This window comes from Mycobacterium sp. 1164985.4, assembly GCF_001668575.1.
In the GTDB taxonomy this organism is placed as follows: domain Bacteria; phylum Actinomycetota; class Actinomycetes; order Mycobacteriales; family Mycobacteriaceae; genus Mycobacterium.
Window position 1 is genome coordinate 25,818 of sequence record NZ_LZMD01000079.1, and the last position, 18,473, is coordinate 44,290.

General features: G+C 66.9%; 19 protein-coding genes. 4 read left to right on the forward strand and 15 right to left on the reverse strand.

The annotated features are described in order from the left end of the window. Positions 1 to 9: 9 nt before the first annotated feature. From A5650_RS16530 to A5650_RS16590, 13 genes are all read right to left on the reverse strand, one after another. Positions 10 to 294 (reverse strand): acylphosphatase, encoded by a 285-nt coding sequence (locus tag A5650_RS16530; RefSeq protein WP_067293628.1) that lies wholly within the window; start codon positions 292 to 294, stop codon positions 10 to 12. Beyond that, positions 278 to 694 carry an OsmC family protein gene (locus A5650_RS16535; RefSeq protein WP_067293631.1) on the reverse strand — a complete coding sequence of 139 codons (417 nt, stop codon included), beginning with the start codon at positions 692 to 694 and terminating at the stop codon, positions 278 to 280. The genes A5650_RS16530 and A5650_RS16535 overlap by 17 nt, the downstream gene beginning before the upstream one ends. Positions 695 to 931: 237 nt before the next feature. Next, positions 932 to 1,789 carry a DNA-formamidopyrimidine glycosylase gene (mutM, locus tag A5650_RS16540; protein WP_067293633.1) on the reverse strand — a complete coding sequence of 286 codons (858 nt, stop codon included), beginning with the start codon at positions 1,787 to 1,789 and terminating at the stop codon, positions 932 to 934. Further along, complete coding sequence (rnc, locus tag A5650_RS16545) at positions 1,782 to 2,483, reverse strand: ribonuclease III (protein ID WP_067293636.1); 702 nt, start codon at positions 2,481 to 2,483, stop codon at positions 1,782 to 1,784. Before rnc ends, mutM begins: the two co-directional genes overlap by 8 nt. Continuing rightward, positions 2,476 to 3,078 (reverse strand): YceD family protein, encoded by a 603-nt coding sequence (locus A5650_RS16550; protein WP_067293640.1) that lies wholly within the window; start codon positions 3,076 to 3,078, stop codon positions 2,476 to 2,478. Before A5650_RS16550 ends, rnc begins: the two co-directional genes overlap by 8 nt. A 43-nt stretch (positions 3,079 to 3,121) precedes the next feature. Beyond that, a complete protein-coding gene (gene sepIVA / locus A5650_RS16555; RefSeq protein ID WP_067092150.1) occupies positions 3,122 to 3,859 on the reverse strand; it encodes a cell division protein SepIVA in 738 nt (245 codons plus the stop codon). Positions 3,860 to 4,134: 275 nt separating this feature from the next. Further along, positions 4,135 to 4,701 carry a hemerythrin domain-containing protein gene (locus A5650_RS16560; RefSeq protein WP_067293643.1) on the reverse strand — a complete coding sequence of 189 codons (567 nt, stop codon included), beginning with the start codon at positions 4,699 to 4,701 and terminating at the stop codon, positions 4,135 to 4,137. Positions 4,702 to 4,785: 84 nt separating this feature from the next. Continuing rightward, entirely contained in the window at positions 4,786 to 5,265 is a 480-nt protein-coding gene (coaD, locus tag A5650_RS16565; RefSeq protein ID WP_067293644.1) for a pantetheine-phosphate adenylyltransferase, read from the reverse strand. An 11-nt stretch (positions 5,266 to 5,276) separates the two neighbouring features. Then, on the reverse strand, positions 5,277 to 5,867 hold the full coding sequence (rsmD, locus tag A5650_RS16570) for a 16S rRNA (guanine(966)-N(2))-methyltransferase RsmD (protein WP_067293647.1): 591 nt from the start codon (positions 5,865 to 5,867) through the stop codon (positions 5,277 to 5,279). Next, positions 5,864 to 9,250: a pyruvate carboxylase gene (locus A5650_RS16575; protein ID WP_067293649.1), complete on the reverse strand. Its 3,387-nt coding sequence runs from the start codon at positions 9,248 to 9,250 to the stop codon at positions 5,864 to 5,866. The genes rsmD and A5650_RS16575 overlap by 4 nt, the downstream gene beginning before the upstream one ends. Positions 9,251 to 9,275: 25 nt before the next feature. Further along, the gene (locus tag A5650_RS16580) at positions 9,276 to 9,908 is read right to left on the reverse strand and encodes a vitamin K epoxide reductase family protein (protein WP_067293652.1); all 633 of its coding nucleotides are present in this window, start codon (positions 9,906 to 9,908) and stop codon (positions 9,276 to 9,278) included. After that, positions 9,905 to 10,681: a DsbA family protein gene (locus tag A5650_RS16585; protein ID WP_067293655.1), complete on the reverse strand. Its 777-nt coding sequence runs from the start codon at positions 10,679 to 10,681 to the stop codon at positions 9,905 to 9,907. Before A5650_RS16585 ends, A5650_RS16580 begins: the two co-directional genes overlap by 4 nt. Positions 10,682 to 10,716: 35 nt before the next feature. After that, a complete protein-coding gene (locus A5650_RS16590; protein ID WP_082950796.1) occupies positions 10,717 to 11,814 on the reverse strand; it encodes an alpha/beta hydrolase in 1,098 nt (365 codons plus the stop codon). Between A5650_RS16590 and A5650_RS16595 the strand changes: the two genes are divergently transcribed. From A5650_RS16595 to A5650_RS16610, 4 genes are all read left to right on the forward strand, one after another. Continuing rightward, on the forward strand, positions 11,813 to 12,643 hold the full coding sequence (locus A5650_RS16595) for an aldo/keto reductase (protein ID WP_067293658.1): 831 nt from the start codon (positions 11,813 to 11,815) through the stop codon (positions 12,641 to 12,643). The genes A5650_RS16590 and A5650_RS16595 overlap by 2 nt on opposite strands. A gap of 5 nt (positions 12,644 to 12,648) precedes the next feature. Further along, on the forward strand, positions 12,649 to 13,488 hold the full coding sequence (locus A5650_RS16600) for an aldo/keto reductase (RefSeq protein ID WP_067293661.1): 840 nt from the start codon (positions 12,649 to 12,651) through the stop codon (positions 13,486 to 13,488). 78 nt (positions 13,489 to 13,566) lie between these two features. Further along, the gene (locus tag A5650_RS16605; RefSeq protein ID WP_067293664.1) at positions 13,567 to 14,628 is read left to right on the forward strand and encodes an NAD-dependent epimerase/dehydratase family protein; all 1,062 of its coding nucleotides are present in this window, start codon (positions 13,567 to 13,569) and stop codon (positions 14,626 to 14,628) included. After that, positions 14,625 to 15,545 carry a TIGR03619 family F420-dependent LLM class oxidoreductase gene (locus A5650_RS16610; protein WP_067293667.1) on the forward strand — a complete coding sequence of 307 codons (921 nt, stop codon included), beginning with the start codon at positions 14,625 to 14,627 and terminating at the stop codon, positions 15,543 to 15,545. Before A5650_RS16605 ends, A5650_RS16610 begins: the two co-directional genes overlap by 4 nt. Before the next feature lie 11 nt (positions 15,546 to 15,556). On the opposite strand, the gene A5650_RS16615 is transcribed toward A5650_RS16610, so the two are convergent. Together A5650_RS16615 and recG are read right to left on the reverse strand one after the other, a co-directional pair. Continuing rightward, complete coding sequence (locus tag A5650_RS16615; protein WP_067293671.1) at positions 15,557 to 16,264, reverse strand: HNH endonuclease family protein; 708 nt, start codon at positions 16,262 to 16,264, stop codon at positions 15,557 to 15,559. Next, positions 16,261 to 18,471: an ATP-dependent DNA helicase RecG gene (recG, locus tag A5650_RS16620; RefSeq protein WP_067293674.1), complete on the reverse strand. Its 2,211-nt coding sequence runs from the start codon at positions 18,469 to 18,471 to the stop codon at positions 16,261 to 16,263. The genes A5650_RS16615 and recG overlap by 4 nt, the downstream gene beginning before the upstream one ends. Positions 18,472 to 18,473: the final 2 nt, after the last annotated feature.

An 18,473-nucleotide genomic window follows, 5' to 3' on the forward strand; every position in this document is an offset into this window, starting at 1 on the left:
CCGCGACGGCTATCGCTCGGTGAACCCTTGTAGCGAGTCGCGAGGTTCCGTGAAGTCGGCGATAACGTTGTCGACCCGGCCCGGCGTTTCACCGCTTTGCAGCAGGTCAAGTAGCCGCTGGCAGGACTCGCGGGGGCCCTGGGCGACGACCTGAACCCGGCCGTCGGGCTTGTTCGCCGCGAATCCGGTCAGCCCCAGTTCGAGCGCGCGGGCGCGGGTCCACCACCGGAACCCGACGCCCTGCACGTGCCCGTGCACCCACGCGGTCAGTCGTACCTCAGCTAACTCCTGCATCATGTACCTCAAACGTCACTTTGGTCCCGGACTTGAGGGTGCGACCGACCGTGCAAACCTGGTCGATCGCGCGCTCGACCACCGTGAGTACCCGCGCGATCTCCTGTTCCGACAGGCCGGACAGGTCGAGTTCCATGTGCTCCTCGAGCAGCGGGTAGCGCTCCTGCTCGCGGTCGGCCGGCCCGGAGACCCGAATCGTCGTGCGGTAGTCGTCGCCGAGCCGTCGCCGCAGGGGCGCGTCGCTGGCCATCCCGCTACACGCCGCGAGTGCGATCTTCAGCAGCTCGCCCGGTGTGAAGACGCCCTGGACGTCTTCGCTGCCGACGAGCACCTCCGCACCGCGCGAGCTGCGGCCGACATAGCGGCGCTCCCCGGTGCGCTCAACCCACAGATCGGTCATGTCTTCCCTTCCGCGAGAGTCCCCTTGTACCGCGACCGTGCGTGTCTGCACACGACACGCCGCCTTCGGGCACCAGTTTGGGCGCGCTCGCCGCGGCGCGAGCGTGCAGTGTTGCAGTGGCGGCGACGTGCTCACAGTTCTTTGCGCACATTCGTCGAGGCGCGAGTGTGCGGGAAGTGCTGAAATTTCGCGGCGTGTCGGGTGCAGACACGCACGCTCGCGCGGGAAGGAATGCGGTCATGCCCGTCGCACCCTCGGCCGGGGTTGGCATTTCGGGCAGTAGAACGACGAGCGGTTCATGAACTTCTCCCGCCGCACGACCGCCCCGCAGCGCCGGCACGGCTCGCCGTAGCGGCCGTAGGCGTCCAGCGATCGGTCGAAGTAGCCCGACTCACCGTTGACGTTGACATACAACGAGTCGAACGACGTCCCACCCTGATCGAGCGCCTCGCGCATCACCTCGGCGGCCGCGTCGATCAACTCGGCCAGCTTCACCCGCGTCAGCGACGACGCCAGCCGGGCGCCGTTGACCTTGGCCCGCCACAGCGCCTCGTCGGCGTAGATGTTGCCGATGCCCGAGACGACAGTCTGATCAAGCAGCTGGCGTTTGATCTCAGAGTGCTTGCTGCGCAACACCTTCACCACACCGTCGCGGTCGAAGCGCGGGTCGAGCGGATCACGCGCGAGGTGCGCGACGGGCGCCGGGACATCGGTCCCCTCGATGGTGACCATGTCCGTGAGCATCCACCCGCCGAACGTGCGTTGGTCGACGAAGCTCAACGCTGTTCCGTCGTCGAGCAGCGCGGCGATGCGCAGGTGGTTCTCCCGCGGCAGCGGGCCGAGCAGCATCTGTCCGCTCATGCCGAGATGCACCACGAGCGCCGAGCCGTCGTTCAGCGTCAGCCACAGGTACTTACCGCGGCGCCCGGTACCGGTGATGGTGCTGTCGAGCAACCGCGCGGTCAGATCCGCCGGACCCGCCTCGTGCCTGCGCACCGCCCGCGGATGATGCACGCGCACAGCGGTGATGGTCTTGTCGACAACGTGCGCGTGCAACCCACGCCGGACTACCTCGACCTCGGGAAGCTCAGGCATCTACCTCGGTGGCGGACAACGCATTCCAAGCCGCCGCGGCCGCCTTGAGTTCGGCCTCCTTCTTGGTACGCCCGACCCCCGTGCCGTATTCGGTGTCGGTGACGACGACCGTGGCGGTGAATTCCTTGTCGTGGTCGGGCCCCGTCGACGTGACGACGTACGCCGGTGCGCCCAGGCCCCGCGATGCGGTCAGCTCCTGCAGGCTGCTCTTCCAGTCCAGCCCGGCCCCCAGCGTCGGCGCGGTGTCCAACAGCTGGCGGAACAAGCGCAGGATCACCTCGCGGACGACCGCATTGCCGTGCTCCAAATAGACTGCACCCAACAGGGATTCGACCCCGTCGGCGAGGATGCTGGCCTTGTCGGCGCCACCGGAGTTCAACTCGCCCTTACCGAGCAGCAGGTAGGCACCGAGCCCGGCGTCGGTCAAGTGCCGACCGACGTCAGCGAGCGCCTGGGTGTTGACGATGCTGGCGCGCAACTTGGCCAGATCGCCCTCGGACCGCTCCGGATGACGGTGGTAGAGCTCCTCGGTGATGGTCAACCCCAGCACGGCGTCGCCGAGAAACTCCAGTCGCTCGTTGGTCGGCAGGCCGCCGTTCTCGTAGGAGTAACTGCGATGGGTCAGCGCCATGGTGAGCAGTTCGTCGGGCAGGTCGACGCCCAGCGCCGCCAGCAGTGCGGCCCGGTCAGTCACGCGTGTCCTCAGTGGGATTGTCGGCTCCGCCGACTGTGTCGAACATGCCGGCCAGCTTGGCCCAGCGCGGATCGAGCTGCTCGTGGTGATGGCCGGGTTCGGCGGTGGCCAGCGCCACGCCGCAGTCCGGACACAGGCCCGCGCAGTCCGGACCGCACAACGGGGCGAACGGCAGCGCCAATCCCACCGCGTCGATGATCGGCTGCTCGAGGTCGACGGTGTCGTCCACCACGCGCCCGACCTCGTCGGCCTCGGTGGTCTCGTCAGTGGCGCTGTCGGGATAGGCGAACAGCTCGGTGAGGTCGATCTCGACGTCGCCGGTGACTGGGGTCAGGCAGCGGGCACAATCGCCCGACGTCGGCGCCGAAACCGTCCCACTGACGAGCACGCCCTCCGACACCGACTCCACCCGCAGGTCGAGCGCGAGCGGCGCTCCCTCGTCGATGCCGATCAGGTCGAGGCCGATCCGCGTCGGGCTGGGCACCGTCTCGGAGACAGCCATCATCGAGCCGGGTCGTCTACCGAGCCGGGAAATGTTGATCACCAGCGGCGATTGTGACGCGCGATGCGCCGCCGCTTTGGCATGCGTCGCCATAATCACCGATTTTACGGCGAAGCTTTTTGGCGGCGCTCGGCGCTCAGCGGGCCGCGTAGTCGTGCGTGCCCGCGGCGGTCCGAAGCTGGTGGCGACCGCGTCCGACGGAGCGCAGCGTGCCGTTGAGGAAGTCCTCGAATTCGGCGAGCTTGCTGTCGACGTAGATGTCGCATTCGCCGCGCAACCGGTCGGCCTCGGCGTGCGCAGAATCGATCAACCGGGTCGCCTCGGCGGTCGCGGTCTGCACGATCTCGGTCTGCGACACCAGGCGCTGCTGCTCCTTGATGCCCTCCTGCACAGCCTTCTCGTAGGCGAGGTTGCCGCTCTCGATGAGCCGGTCGGCCTCGGTCTTGGCCCGCCCGGTGCTCGCCTCGTACTCGCGCTTGGCGGTGGCGGCGACGCGATTGGCCTCTTCGCGGGCCTCGCCGACCATCCGCTCGCTGTGCTGGCGGGCTTCGGACACCATGCGATCGGCCTGGGCCTTCGCATCGGCGAGCAGCCGATCGGCCTCGGCGCGGGCGTGGTTGAGGACGGAGTCGGCCTCGGCAGTCGCCGTCGACACCATCTGGTCGGAGTGCTCCTTGGCCTCGCGCAACATCCCGTCGCGCGCATCGAGCACGTCCTGGGCGTCATCGAGCTCGCCGGGGATGGCGTCCTTGATGTCATCGATCAGCTCGAGGACATCGCCGCGGGGCACGACGCAGCCTGCCGTCATCGGCACGCCGCGGGCTTCTTCCACGATTGCGCTCAGTTCGTCGAGCGCCTCAAAAACTCGGTACACGGCAACACCCTCCAGGCGAAGTTGACAGTTACTAGTGTGCCTGGTGTTACCCCTGTGACTCAGTTTCCCGCCCGGTGTGTCGCCCCGGACGTCCGAAATTCACGGATTGCTGAGTCTCTCCCCTTCCCAGGCCGCAACTGCTGACTGAATTGCTGTCCGCATTATGTCAACCCCGCGACGCCCTGCCGACACCGACGCCGAACGTGAGGTTGTGTGCGAGAAATCGACGATTCAACGAACACAAGCTCACGTTCGGCGGCAGGAGGGACGAGCGATTACTTCAGCGCGGCGCCGATGAGGTCGCGCGCGCGGTCGAGCATCGACGCGAACGGGCCCAGCGCGAAGTTGGCCTTCGCCGACTCGACGCCGGCATGCGGATGCGTCGGGGCGATCGCCTCGGCGGCTTGCACGGCCCCCGCCATCCGCTTGAGGTCGTCACCGTCGAGGTTCTTCTGAAGGCGGCTGAACTCCTCGCGTTCTTCGTGCTCGGCGTGCTCGACCACGTCGTCGCGGAACTTCATCAGCTCGTCGATGAACTCCTTCGACCCGATGTCCATCTTCTCGAGCTTCGACAGAAACTCCTTGGCCTCGTGCTCCTCCTTGAGGCGCGCATCGACGATCGCCTCACCGTCGGCGACCTCCTTGCGGGCGCGCGGATGGACCACCATCTCCTCGGCGGTCTCGTGCACGGCGAGCAGTTGACGCAGATCGGCGAACGCCTTCTCGCGGGCCTCCGTCTCCGAGGCGCTCAGCACCTCTTCGAACAGGTCCTTGATCAGGTTGTGCTGGTCGGTCAGGAACTTCACGACATCATCGGTGTTCTGGACAAATGTTTCAGCCATGGCAGAAACTCCCTGCATTTTCGGTAGTGGTGGGTGCGCGAATGGGCTGTGCGCTGACCCCTGACTACCCCTGCCGAAAGGGGGCTAACCCTGACGCAGCTTGGCCTGCAGGCGCGTGTTGACCGCGGCGGGCAGCAGGTCGGAGACGTCGCCGCCCATCGACGCGACCTCCTTGGCCAGCGACGACGACACGAACGAATACCTCGGTGTGGTGGCCACGAAAAAGGTGTCAACACCGGCGATGTGCTTGTTCATCTGCGCCATCTGCAGTTCGTATTCGAAGTCGGTGCCGGTGCGAAGGCCCTTGACGATCGCGGTCATGCCGCGCTGTCTGACGAAATCGACCACCAGGCCCTGACCCGACTCGACGCGCAGGTTCGGCAGGTGCGCGGCGGACTCCTCGATCATCGCGATGCGCTCTTCGAGGGTGAACATGCCCTTCTTGTTCGGGTTGACCAGAACCGCGACGATCAGCTCGTCGAACTGCGCGGTGGCGCGCTCGAAGATGTCGACGTGCCCGAGCGTGACCGGGTCGAAGGATCCTGGGCATACCGCGCCGCTCATGAGCGAAGACGCTAGCAGGGCAGCTCGGACGCTTCGGCGAGCTCCAGGCGGGTGTCGCCGTATGTGCGCGACGGCCACTCCCGCCAGGACGGCGGCCACGACAACGGGGGTCCGTTCGCCGCCCGTTCCACCACGACGACGGTTCCCGGTCCGGCCCAACCGCGTTCGGCGAGCAGCCTCAGCACCGACTCGACCTCTTCGGCGGCGACGTCGTACGGCGGATCGGCGAGCACGAGGTCGACCCGGCGCGGGGTGTCCGCGGCCAGCACCGCGGCGACGGCCCCGCGGCGCACGGTCGCCCCGGTGACACCGAGCGCCGCGACATTGTCGGCGATGACGGCAGCGGCGCGCCGGTCGGACTCGACGAACGTCGCTTCCGCCGCACCCCGCGAGAGCGCCTCGAGCCCGAGTGCACCCGATCCCGCATAGAGGTCGAGCACCGCGGCCCCGCTCAGGTCGACGCGTGCGGCCAGCACATTGAACAACGCTTCGCGTACCCGGTCGGTGGTGGGACGGGTTCCTGACCCGGATCGCTGCCCGGATCCGTTCTGGGGCACGGTGATTCGTCGACCACCCAGCGCGCCGGCGATGATGCGGGTCAGCTGACCACCACCAGCAGATCGCCGCCTTCGACCTGTGCGGTCTCGGATACCGCGACCCGACTCACCTTGCCCGCCTTCGGCGCGGTGATGGCGGCCTCCATTTTCATGGCCTCGATCGTGGCCACCGTCTGGCCGGCCGCCACCTCGTCGTCGACGGCGACTCCGACGCTGACCACCCCGGCGAAGGGCGCCGCGATGTGGTCGGGGTTGCCCTTGTCCGCCTTCTCGGCGGTGGGAATGTCGCTGGCGACGTTGCGGTCACGCACCAGAACGGGCCGCAGTTGACCGTTGAGGATGCACATGACCGTGCGCATGCCGCGCTCGTCGGGATCGGAGATGGCCTCGAGCCCGATCAGCAGTTCGACCCCGCGTTCCAGTTTGACCCGGTGCTCTTCGCCGCTGCGCAGCCCGTAGAAGAACTGGTTGGCCGACAGGCTCGACGTGTCGCCGTACTGTTCGCGATGGGCCTCGAGTTCCTTTGTCGGCCCAGGGAACAGCAGCCGGTTCAGCGCGGCCTGTCGCTTCGGGCCGGCCTGCGCGAGCAGCGCTTCGTCCTCTTCGCCGAGTTCCTCCTGCGATTTGGCCGGGGCGCGGCCGGCGAGCGCCTTGGTGCGAAGCGGTTCGGGCCATCCGCCCGGCGGATCGCCGAGCTCGCCGCGTAGGAACCCGATCACCGAATCGGGAATGTCGAAACGCGCCGGGTCCGAGGCGAACTCGTCGGCGCTGATGCCGGCGCCGACGAGCGCGAGCGCGAGGTCGCCCACCACCTTCGACGACGGGGTCACCTTCACCAGCCGACCCAGGACCCGGTCTGCGGCGGCATAGTTGGCCTCGATCTCCTCGAAGCGGTCACCGAACCCCAGCGCGATGGCCTGCTGGCGCAGGTTCGACAGCTGACCACCGGGGATCTCGTGGTGATACACCCGCCCCGTCGGAGCCGGAAGACCAGACTCGAATGGCGCGTACACCTTTCGCAGCGCCTCCCAGTACGGTTCGAGGTCGCAGACCGCCTGCAGCGACAGCCCGGTGTCGTACTCGGTGTGCGCGGTCGCGGCGACGATCGAACTCAGCGCCGGCTGGCTGGTGGTGCCGGCCAGCGGCGCCGCCGCGCCGTCGACCGCGCTCGCACCCGCCTGCCACGCCGCCAGGTACGTCGCCAACTGTCCGCCGGGTGTGTCGTGAGTGTGGACGTGCACGGGCAAGTCGAAGCGGCTGCGCAGCGCGCCGATCAGCGCGTGCGCGGCCTGCGGGCGAAGCAACCCGGCCATGTCCTTGATCGCCAGCACGTGCGCGCCGGCGTCGACGATCTGCTCGGCGAGCTTGAGGTAGTAGTCCAGCGTGTAGAGGTTCTCCCCCGGGTCCGACAGATCGCCGGTGTAGCTCATCGCGACTTCGGCCACCGCCGTACCGGTTTCGCGCACCGCGTCGATCGCGGGACGCATCGACTCCACGTTGTTCAGCGCATCGAAGATGCGGAAGATGTCGATCCCCGTCGCCGTCGCCTCGGCGATGAACGCATGGGTGACGATCTCCGGATACGGCGTGTAGCCGACGGTGTTGCGCCCACGCAGCAGCATCTGCAGGCAGATGTTGGGTACGGTCTCGCGCAGTGCGGCCAGCCGCTCCCACGGGTCTTCCTTCAGGAACCGAAGCGCCACATCGTAAGTCGCACCACCCCAGCATTCGAGCGAGAGCAGCTGCGGCGTCATGCGGGCGATGTAGGGCGCGACCATCAGCAGCCCGTTGGTCCGCACCCGGGTGGCCAGCAGCGACTGATGGGCGTCGCGGAACGTCGTGTCGGTGACACCCAACGGTTTCGAGTCGCGCAGCCAACGGGCGAACCCTTCGGGACCAAGCTCGGTCAGCCGCTGCTTGCTGCCGTCGGGCGCCGGGGCGTCGAGGTCGATGCCGGGCAGTTTGTCGTGCGGGTACACCGACGCGGTTCGCGGGCCGTGCGGCTGGTTGACCGTGACGTCGGCCAGGTAGTTGAGGATCTTGGTGCCACGGTCGGCGGGCGTTCGGGCGGTGAGCAGATACGGGCGCTCGTCGATGAACGACGTGCTGATCCGTCCGGCGCGGAAATCCGCGTCGTTCACCACGGCCTGGAGGAACGGGATGTTCGTCGACACCCCGCGAATCCGGAACTCCGCCAACGCGCGTCGCGCCCGCGCCACCGCGGCCCCGAAGTCGCGGCCACGGCACGTCAATTTCACCAGCATCGAGTCGAAGTGCGCGCTGATCTCCGCGCCCAGATGCGTACCACCGTCCAGCCGTATGCCCGCCCCGCCTGGCGTGCGGTACCCGGTGATGCGGCCGGTGTCGGGGCGGAACCCGTTGGCGGGGTCCTCGGTGGTGATCCGGCACTGCATCGCGAAACCCCGCGGGGCGGGCAACGCATCCTGGCTCAATCCGAGGCTTTCGAGGGTCTCGCCGTCGGCGATACGTAACTGGCTCGACACCAGATCGACGTCCGTGATCTCCTCGGTGACGGTGTGCTCGACCTGGATGCGCGGATTGCACTCGATGAACACGTAGTGACCGCGCTCGTCGAGCAGGAACTCGACGGTGCCGGCGAAGGTGTAGTCGATCTCCTTGGCGAACGCCACCGCATCGGCGCAGATCCGTTGCCGCAGTTCGTCGGACAGGTTCGGCGCAGGGGCCAGCTCGATGACCTTCTGGTGCCTGCGCTGCACACTGCAATCGCGTTCGAACAGGTGCATCATGTTGCCGTGGGTGTCGGCGAGTATCTGCACCTCGATGTGGCGGGGGTTGATCACCGCCTGCTCGAGGTACAGCGTCGGATCGCCGAACGCGGACTCGGCCTCGCGCGCCGCGGCGTCGATCGCATCGGGTAACGCGTCGATGTCGGTTACCCGTCGCATCCCCCGACCGCCGCCGCCGGACACGGCCTTGACGAACAACGGGAACTCCAGGTTCTCCGCGGCGGCCGACAGCTCCTCGGCCGACGCCGAAGGAGGCGACGAGTTCAGCACCGGAAGCCCCGCCGCGCGGGCGGCCTCGATCGCGCGGGACTTGTTGCCCGTCAACTCGAGCACTTCCGCGCTGGGCCCCACGAACGTGATGCCGGCCTCCGCGCACGCCGCCGCCAACGCCGGATTCTCCGACAGGAAGCCATATCCCGGATACACCGCGTCGGCGCCGGCATGCCGGGCCACCCGGATGATCTCGTCGACCGACAGGTACGCCCGGACGGGATGACCGGTCTCGCCGATCTGGTAGGACTCGTCGGCCTTCAGCCGGTGCACGCTGTTGCGGTCCTCGTAGGGGTACACCGCGACGGTGTCGATCCCCATCTCGTACGCGGCGCGGAAAGCGCGGATCGCGATCTCGCCGCGATTGGCGACCAGGACCTTAGAAATCACGGGCTACCTTAACTCTGGGGCCGGATCAGACCAGCGTGGACCAGTAGCTCCAGAAGCGCACGAGGATCAGCAGGATCAGGCCGGTGAACCACAACGCGACAAGCGACCACCGCCAGGTGTGCACCACCCGCGCGACGACGTTGCCGTGCTGGGGCGCCAGCGCGATGACCGCGACGACCACCAGCAGCGGGATCGTCACCGCCCACACGACCATGCAGTACGGGCACAGCGCACCGATGCGGTAGAGGCTCTGGAAGATCAGCCAGTGCACGAACGCTGCGCCCAGCAGCGTGCCGGTGGCCAGACCCGCCCAATACCAGCGCGGCAGTTCCACCCGCGCGAGCGCCAGCACTCCGGTCACCACGACAATCGTGAACGAGACGATGCCGATCAGGGAGTTCGGGAAACCGAACGCCGACGCCTGCGGTGTGACCATCACCGAACCGCAGGACAGCACGGGGTTCAGGCTGCACGACGGCACGTACTCCGGATCGATCAGCAGCTCGATCTTCTCGACCGTGAGCGCCATCGCGGCGGCCAGTCCCAGCACACCGGCGATGAGGATCCAGACCGCGCTCGGCCGACCCACCGGCACCCCCGTCGGCGGCTCGGCCGCGGGATCGGTCGGCGAGACGGCGCCGGGCGCGGCGACCGTCACGGCCTCGGCGGCGTGGTCGGGTCGGCGTTGGGCGGCGGCGCCCCGGCATCCAGCCCGGGCACATCGCCGACGATCTTCTTGATCTCAGCGATCAGCGCGTCCGGTGTCGACGGCGAGTAGTCGTTGCCGTTGATCCGGATCGTCGGCGTCGAGTTCACGCCGCTCGCCTTCGCCAGCCCCTTGACCATGTCGTTGAACCGGCCGCCGTTGATGCAGTTCGGGACATCACCCGTGACCCCCGCCTGGCGGGCGACCTCGATGAGCCGGGCGTTGTCGGGGAACGGGCCGACGCCCTCTTCGGGCTGCTGGGCGAACAGCGCGGCGTGGAAGCGCCGGAAGGCGTCAGTGTCGGCCTCGGCCACGCAGTAGCCGGCGTTCGCCGCGCGGGTCGAATACCCCTGTCCCGCGCGGTCCAGGATCGAGACCATGTTGTAGTCGGCGGCCACCGCACCGGTGTCGATCAGCTTGTTGACCGTGGGGCCGAACTGCTTCTCGAAGTTGCCGCACGCGGGGCACAGGAAGTCCTCGTACAGCGACAGCACCGCCTTGGGCTCGGATGTGCCCTCTTTGGTGATCAGGTTGCTCGACGCCACACGAACCGCCCGGGTCTCGCCCTCGCCGGGTTTGTCCTCTTTGGTCATCACGATGTAGAGCACCAGCGCGACGGCGAAGATGACGACGACGGACGTCAGCCCGATCTGCACCGCCCGGTTGCGTCTGCGGTCGGCCGCCTTCAGGTCATAGCGCGGGGTCTTCTTGGGTTTCGAGGCCACGCCGGTAAGAGTACCGGCGCGATTTCTCCGCCCCGTCAGCCGCGGGCGAGATGCGCCCGCAATGCGGAAATCACCTCCGCCATGGCGGTGGCGCTGTCGCCGCCGAACGGGAAGAAGTTCGCGAAGCCGTGGATCAACGAGCCGAACTCCCGGTGGTCAACACGCACCCCGGCCGCCCGCAGGGCGTCGGCGTATTGCCTGCCTTCGTCGCGCAGTGGGTCGAAACCGGCGGTCACGATCAGCGTCGGCGCCAAGCCCGACAGGTCGTCGGCGAGCAGCGGCGACACCCGCGGGTCGCCAGGATCGATCCCGCCGCTGAGGTACTTGGCGCGACACCAGCGCAGGTCGTTCCGGGAGAGGAAGAACCCCTCGTCGAACAATGTCTGCGACCGGGTTTCGTCGCGGTAGTTGACCACCGGATACAGCAGGAACTGCAGCGCGGGCTGCGGTCCCTCGGCGCGGGCGCGGTGCGCGACCAGCGTGGCCTGGTTGCCGCCCGCACTATCGCCGCCGACGGCGACGCGGTCGGGGTCTGCGCCCAGTTCGGCGGCGTGCTCGCATGCCCATCCGAACGCGGCGAATGCATCCTCGTTGCCCGCCGGCGCCGGGTGTTCGGGCGCCAACCGATAATCGACCGACAGCACGTGCATGCGGCCCTGGCGGCAGATCAGCCGACACAAATCGTCGTGCGTGTCGAGGTCGCCGACGACTTGTCCGCCGCCGTGATAGAAGACCAGCAGCGGTTCTCCGTCGCCCTCGGAGGGGCGGTAGTGACGCGCGGGGATTCGGCCGTCGGGACCCGGGATCGTCAGGCTCGTCACCGACGCGACCGGGATGTTCTGTTTGAAGGCCGCCGCCAGCATCCCCAGCAGCGCCCGCGCCTCGGCGTCGTCGGGACTCAGCATCAGCCCGCCGATGCCGACCGTCTTCTGGCCGGCGAGCATCAGCTGCATGGTCGTGTCGAGGGTGTTGCCGTCGATGACAACGGAACGACGGCCCAGCAGCAGCCGCTTCACCGCGTCCGGTATCCGCGGAAACGCCCGCGATGTCACGCCGCCGGCCTTGACCATCGAAACCTTCGCGCGCTTCGGCGGTACGACGGGTTCCGCCTCGCCTGGCAGACTCGAAGTCATGGCATCTCCCTCGATCACGTTGAACGACGGTAATTCGATACCTCAGGTTGGGCTCGGTGTTTGGCAGACCCCGCCCGAGGACACCGAACGCGCGGTCGCGACCGCCTTCGAGGCCGGCTACCGGCACATCGACACCGCCGCCGCGTACCAGAACGAGCGCGAGGTGGGTCAGGCGCTCGAGAAGTCGGGCGTACCGCGCGACGACGTGTTCATCACCACCAAGCTGTGGAACGCCGACCATGGGTACGACAGCACGCTCACCGCCTTCGACAAGAGCATGAAGCGGCTCGGGCTCGATTACCTGGACCTCTACCTCATCCACTGGCCGATGCCGGCCAAGGGCGCGTTCGTCGAGACGTTCAAGGCGTTCGCGCACCTGCGCGAGCAGGGTCGCATCCGGTCGATCGGGGTGAGCAACTTCGAGCCCGAACACCTGCGCGAACTCGTCGACGCGACGGGAATCGTGCCCACGGTCAACCAGATCGAACTGCATCCGCTGCTGCAGCAGGAGGAGCTGCGCGAGGTGCACGCCCAGATGGGCATCGCCACCGAGGCGTGGAGCCCGCTGGGCCAGGGGTCACTGCTGAAGAACGACACCGTCGTCTCGGTCGCCGACAAACACGGCAAGACGCCGGCCCAGGTGTTGATTAGGTGGCATATGCAGCTCGGCAATATAGTCATCCCGAAGTCGGTGACCCCCGAGAGAATCGTGAGCAATTTCGACGTGTTCGATTTCGAACTGAGCGAACAGGACATGGCGTCCGTGTCCGAGCTCGGCGACGGCACTCGGTTGGGCCCCGATCCACGGACCTTCGAATTCACGGGATAGGTGAAATGACCGAATCGGGTGCGGTTCCGACAGTCACGCTCAACGACGATCACACGATGCCGGTGTTCGGTCTCGGCGTCGGCGAGCTGTCGGAGTCCGAGACCGAGGAGGCGGTGCTGGCGGCGCTGTCGGCCGGGTACCGGCTGATCGACACCGCCGCGGCCTACGGCAACGAGGAAGCCGTCGGTCGAGCCATCAAGTCGTCCGGGGTCCCACGCGACGAGATCTTCGTCACCACCAAGCTGGCCACCTCCGACCTCGGTTTCCAGTCGTCACAGGACGCGCTCAAGGCCAGCCTGGGAAGGCTCGGCCTGGACTACGTCGACCTGTACCTGATCCACTGGCCCGCCGGCGAACAGGGCAAGTACGTCGACAGCTGGGGCGGGTTGATGAAGCGCAAGGAGGTCGGCGACACCAAGTCGATCGGCGTCGCCAACTTCCACGCCGAGCACCTCTCCGACGTCATCGACCTGTCGTTCTTCACCCCGGCGGTCAACCAGCTCGAGCTGCATCCCCTGCTCAACCAGGCCGAGCTGCGCGAGGTCAACGCCGGCTACGGCATCGTCACCCAGGCCTACGGACCATTGGGCGTCGGGCACCTGCTCGAGAACGAGGCGGTCACGTCGGTGGCGCAGGCACACGGCAAGACTCCCGCGCAGGTGTTGATCCGGTGGAGCCTGCAGCTCGGCAACGCGGTCATCGCCCGGTCGTCGAAGCCGGAGCGGATCGCCTCGAATCTCGAGGTGTTCGACTTCGAGCTCACCGACGACGAGATGGGCTCGCTCAACGGGCTCGATGAGGGCAAGCGGTTCCGCCCGGACCCGGAAACCTACACCGGCACCTGAATGACCTACGCCATCGTGGCCGACTGAGGTAGTCGACTACGCTGTCGCGCGCCGGGGTCCCGCCGAAACGATCAAGCGGTGGAGGTCTTCTGCACCGGCGCGACCGGATTCGTCGGCGCTCACACTGTCACGGCGCTGCTCGACGCCGGCCATGAATTGCGGTTGCTGGTGCGCGACGAACGTGCGGCGCGACGCTGGTTTGAGTCCCGCGGCGGACGCATCGCTCGGTACGTCACCGCCGACATCCGCGACCCGGTCGCCGTCGAACGTGCAATGGTGGGTTGTGATGCCGTCTTTCACGCCGCGGCGACGGTTTCGCTGGATCCGCGCCGGGCGCGCGAGACTTATGACAACAACGTCGGTGCGACCAAGACGGTCCTCGATACGGCACGAGCACTCGACATCGGCAATGTGCTCCACGTTTCGAGCGTCACCGCGTTGTTCCACCCCGGCGCCGCCTTCATCGACGAATCGACGCCCCTAGCCAACGCCGTGATGGCCTACTCGCGCTCAAAACGCGATAGCGACGAGTATGTCCGGGGCCTGCAAAACGACGGGATGCCGGTACAGATCGTCTATCCGACGGGAGTCATCGGTCCCGACGATCCAAAGCTCAGCGCACTGAACTACGCGTTGAAAAACTTCGTGTGTCAGGTACTGCCACGAACCACATCGGGTCTCCAGTGCGTCGATGTGCGTGACCTCGCCCGGGCTCACCTGTGGATGCTGCACCATCCCGTCGAGTCCGGTTCCACGGACGCACGCTACATCGTCGGTGGCCACTACTATCCATGGGACGAACTGCGTCGACTTCTGGAATTCGTCTTAGGACGAAAGCTTTTCAGCCCTCGCGTCGCCCCCGGCGTCATGCGCGCGATGGGCGCAGCGGTGGATCTGCTACGCGTCGCCGCGCCGATCGAGTCGCAGATCTCGGCTGAATCCATGGCGATCAACACGCTGTGGCCTCCGGCGGACTCAACCCGATTCACGGCGAAATCCGGACTGGTGTTCCGGTCGGGTGAAGAAAGCTTCGGCGACACGATCCGCTGGATGGTTGAAACGGGGCACATACCGGCGAGAAGAGCGGGCAGCTTGGCTGTGCGCCGAGGATCAGCAGAAACCCGAGGAGTGATGAAATGAGATTCGCTCTGACCATGCCGAACACCGCACGGGTGAAGGCGTTGTCCCAACCGTTCGAAGTTGGCGTGACCGGCGAAGACCAGGCGATGGTGGCTAGACGCGCCGAGGAGCTCGGCTACGACATGATCCCGATTCCCGAACACTTCGTCGTACCTACCTCGCACGTCGAATTGTCTGGACCGCACTACCTGCACTCCACCGTCGCGCAGGCATTCATCGCAGGCGCCACAAACCGGATCCGAGTGCTCTCCTCCGTGACGCTGTTGCCACTACAACATCCCGTCGTCCTGGCGAAAGCACTGTCCACGGCCGACTGGATGAGCAATGGCCGCATCACAGTCACATTCGGTGTCGGTTGGGATGCCGAGGAATTCGAGGTCATCGGTGTGCCGTTCCACAGAAGAGGGCGAATCGCTGATGAATACCTCCGCGCAATAATCGAGCTCTGGACAAGCGATGAACCCGCCTTCGATGGCGCGTACGTCAGCTTTCGTGATGTGGTCTTCGAGCCCAAGCCAGTTCAGAAGCCCCACCCTCCGATCTGGTTCGGCGGCGACGCGGACGCCATGCTCAAACGCGTGGCGCGGTATGGATCTGGGTGGTTCCCGTGGCTCACCAAGCCAGAAGACATTCCGGCGAAAATCGACTTCATCAAATCCCAGCCGACATACGATGGTCGGCCACTCGAGGTGCTATACGGGATCGGCACCTCGCGAATCGGCGAAGGACATCAGGTCGTCGACGACCCGACCCAACTGCCCGGAATGAGCGCGGACGCGATCATCGACGAACTCTGCTGGTACGCCGAACTCGGCGTGACCATTTCCGGGGTCCCCATACCTCCGGTGCCCAGCGTCGACGCTTACCTCGATTACGCACAGTGGGTGATGGAAGAGATCAAACCGAAGGTTCCTTGAATGCCAGGCGGTCAGCCCGTCGGGCAGGTGGCCGCGGCGTTGTGCAGCACGCCGGCCGACGGCGCATCGATCGGCAGCCCGTATCCGCGCAGCACCGCGATGAACTGGATCGCGTACTGGCAGTGGAACGCCGCGTTGGGCGGCATCCAGTTCGCGGGCTCGTGATCTCCCTTGTCCTGGTTAGCGTTTCCCGCGACCGCAATCAGATTGGCGGGGTCGTTGGCGAACCGGACCCGCAGGTCCTCGGGCCAGCCGCGCGCGCCCAGGTCCCACGCGAGCGCCAGCGGGACGATGTGGTCGATCTGCACCGCCGCCCCGGTTTTCTCGCCACGGGTGAAGGCGATGACGGCGTTGGTGTACGGGTCGTGCAGGACTCCCGTCGCGACGGCGTTGGGACAGCGCTTGATCGACACGAACGTCTTGTCGTCGAGGTCGCGGTTGAGGATGTCGTTGCGGGTGTCGCAGCCGTTACGCCCTCCCGGTGCCGAATTGTCGTCGGTCCAGCTGTCGCCGAAAGCCGCTCTGCGGTAGTCGTATCCGCGGATCCGCAACGGAATGACGGGCACCCCGGCGAGGACGTCGACGCCCGGCGCGACGGTCGGAATGTCGGCCCGCGCGATGAAGTGTGCGCGCTCCCCCGCCGAGTTGACCGCCTGTGCGGCGACGATCACCGCGAGCGCGACGATCGCGGTCAGCCACCACAGATGCTTGCGGTTCATGCCTTGTCCAGGAACTCCACGCGGTCGGTCTCGACGAACGGTCCGGCCAGCGCGGCCATCCCCGGATTCGCGGGATCTCGCTCGTACAACCGCGCGCAGAAGTCGCGGGCGGTCTCGATGATGTCGAGGTGCTCCTGCAGAGACAGGAAGCGCAGCGTGATCGCGCGGCCGGACTGGTTGTAGCCCAGCACATCTCCCTCCTGGCGCTCGCGCAGGTCCAGGTCGGCGAGCGCGAACCCGTCCAACGTCGACGCGACGGCCGAAAGCCGGGCGCCGGCCTTGCTCCCCTGCGGCAGCTTGGTGACCAGCAGGCACAAGCTGGGGTGCGCTCCGCGACCGATGCGTCCGCGCAACTGGTGCAGCTGGCTGATACCGAAACGGTCAGCATCCATCACGACCATCACCGTCGCATTGGGCACGTCCACACCGACCTCGATGACCGTCGTGCACACCAGCACGTCGATCTCTGCGGAGCGGAACGCGGCCATCACGGCGTCCTTCTCGTCGGCGGGCAGCCGCCCGTGCATGAGCCCGAGCCGCAGACCCGAGAGCGGACCGCTGCGCAGCCGGTCGAACAGCTCGACGACGGTGATGGGTGGCGGGCCGCCCTCTTTGTCGTTGGCGGTCTTGTCGTTCTCGTCGATGCGCGAGGCCACCACGTACGCCTGCCGACCCTCGCGCACCTCTTCGGTGATGCGTTGCCAGACTCGGTCCAGCCAGCGCGGGTGCTCGCTGAGAAAGACGGTGTTGGTGGTGATCGGCTGCCTGCCCCGCGGCAGCTCGCGCAGCGTCGAGGTCTCCAGATCGCCGTAGTAGGTCAGCGCGACGGTGCGGGGAATCGGGGTGGCCGTCATCACCAGCAGATGTGGCGTGATGCCCTCGGGGGCCTTGCCGCGCAGGCGATCCCGCTGCTCCACCCCGAAGCGGTGCTGTTCGTCGACGACGACCATGCCGAGGCGGTGGAACTCGACGGCATCCTGCAGCAGCGCGTGCGTGCCGATGACGATGCCCGCCTCGCCGCCTGCGACTTCGTCGCGCACCGCGCGCTTCTGTTGCGCCGACATCGATCCGGTCAACAACGCGATGCGCGTGGCGTTCTCCACCCCGCCGAGTTGGCCCGCCATCGCCAATGGACCGAGCACGGCGCGGATGGACCGGGCATGCTGTGCGGCAAGGACTTCCGTCGGGGCGAGCAGCGCACACTGATAGCCGGCGTCGACCATCTGCAGCATCGCCAGCACCGAGACGATCGTCTTACCCGAACCGACCTCGCCCTGCAGCATGCGGTTCATCGGCCGGATTCCCGAGAGTTCACCCGAGATCACGCCGAGCACATCCTTCTGGCCGCCGGTCAGCTCGAACGGCATCTGGCGGTGCATGGCGGCGACGAGCCCGTCGTCGCGGCGCGGGGCGGCCGGACCGGATTCGCTGAGCTCGCCGTGGCGGCGGCCGACCAGTGCCCACTGCAGCCCGATGGCCTCGTCGTATGTCAGGCGGGCGACGGCGGCATCGCGGTCGGCGGACCTCTCGGCGGTGTGGACGGCCCGCAGCGCCTGGTCCTCGGTTATCAGATTGTGTTGTCGCAGAAAGGATTCCGGGAGAGGTTCGGGGACAGAGTCCAGAACGTCGAGCACCTGACGCACGCAGGCGTAGATCTCCCAGGTCTGCACCTTCTTGTTGGCCGGATAGATCGGGAAGAAGTCGCGTTCGAACGCCGCCAGCAGGTCCTCACCGGTCGCCCCGGACGCCTCAGCGATGGCGCGCAGCGACTTGGACCCGCGCACGTTGCCGCTCTCGTGCAGCACAAGAAACGCCGGATGGGTCAGCTGCATCGTGCCCTTGAAGTAGCCGACCTCACCCGAGAGCATCACCTTCGCGCCCTCGACCAACTGCTTCTTGAGAAACTTGACGTTGAAGAACGTCGCGGTCACCTTCGGCCTGCGGTTCCCGAGCGTGACGACCAGATACTCGCGCCGCGGATGCCGGTTCGTGTACCGCACTTCGGCTTTGGTGATCTTGTCGACGAATGTGACGTGGACGCCTTCCTCGAGATCCTCGCCGTCGTTGACGGTCGTCATCTCGTCGCTGTACTTGCGGGGGTAGTGGCGCAGCAGGTCATTGACGGTGTGGAAGCCGAAGTACTCGGCGAGCGGGTCCGCGGCCTTCTTGCCGAGCACGAAGTCGAGGCGGTCGTGCAGCGTTGCCACGG

Coding starts and splice junctions, on each gene's coding strand:
- A5650_RS16530 (WP_067293628.1), bottom strand. CDS start 294: ATGCAGGAGTTAGCTGAGGTACGACTGACCGCGTGGGTGCACGGGCAC.
- A5650_RS16535 (WP_067293631.1), bottom strand. CDS start 694: ATGACCGATCTGTGGGTTGAGCGCACCGGGGAGCGCCGCTATGTCGGC.
- mutM (WP_067293633.1), bottom strand. CDS start 1,789: ATGCCTGAGCTTCCCGAGGTCGAGGTAGTCCGGCGTGGGTTGCACGCG.
- A5650_RS16550 (WP_067293640.1), bottom strand. CDS start 3,078: ATGGCGACGCATGCCAAAGCGGCGGCGCATCGCGCGTCACAATCGCCG.
- A5650_RS16560 (WP_067293643.1), bottom strand. CDS start 4,701: ATGGCTGAAACATTTGTCCAGAACACCGATGATGTCGTGAAGTTCCTG.
- coaD (WP_067293644.1), bottom strand. CDS start 5,265: ATGAGCGGCGCGGTATGCCCAGGATCCTTCGACCCGGTCACGCTCGGG.
- A5650_RS16595 (WP_067293658.1), top strand. CDS start 11,813: ATGGCATCTCCCTCGATCACGTTGAACGACGGTAATTCGATACCTCAG.
- A5650_RS16590 (WP_082950796.1), bottom strand. CDS start 11,814: ATGACTTCGAGTCTGCCAGGCGAGGCGGAACCCGTCGTACCGCCGAAG.
- A5650_RS16600 (WP_067293661.1), top strand. CDS start 12,649: ATGACCGAATCGGGTGCGGTTCCGACAGTCACGCTCAACGACGATCAC.
- A5650_RS16610 (WP_067293667.1), top strand. CDS start 14,625: ATGAGATTCGCTCTGACCATGCCGAACACCGCACGGGTGAAGGCGTTG.
- A5650_RS16615 (WP_067293671.1), bottom strand. CDS start 16,264: ATGAACCGCAAGCATCTGTGGTGGCTGACCGCGATCGTCGCGCTCGCG.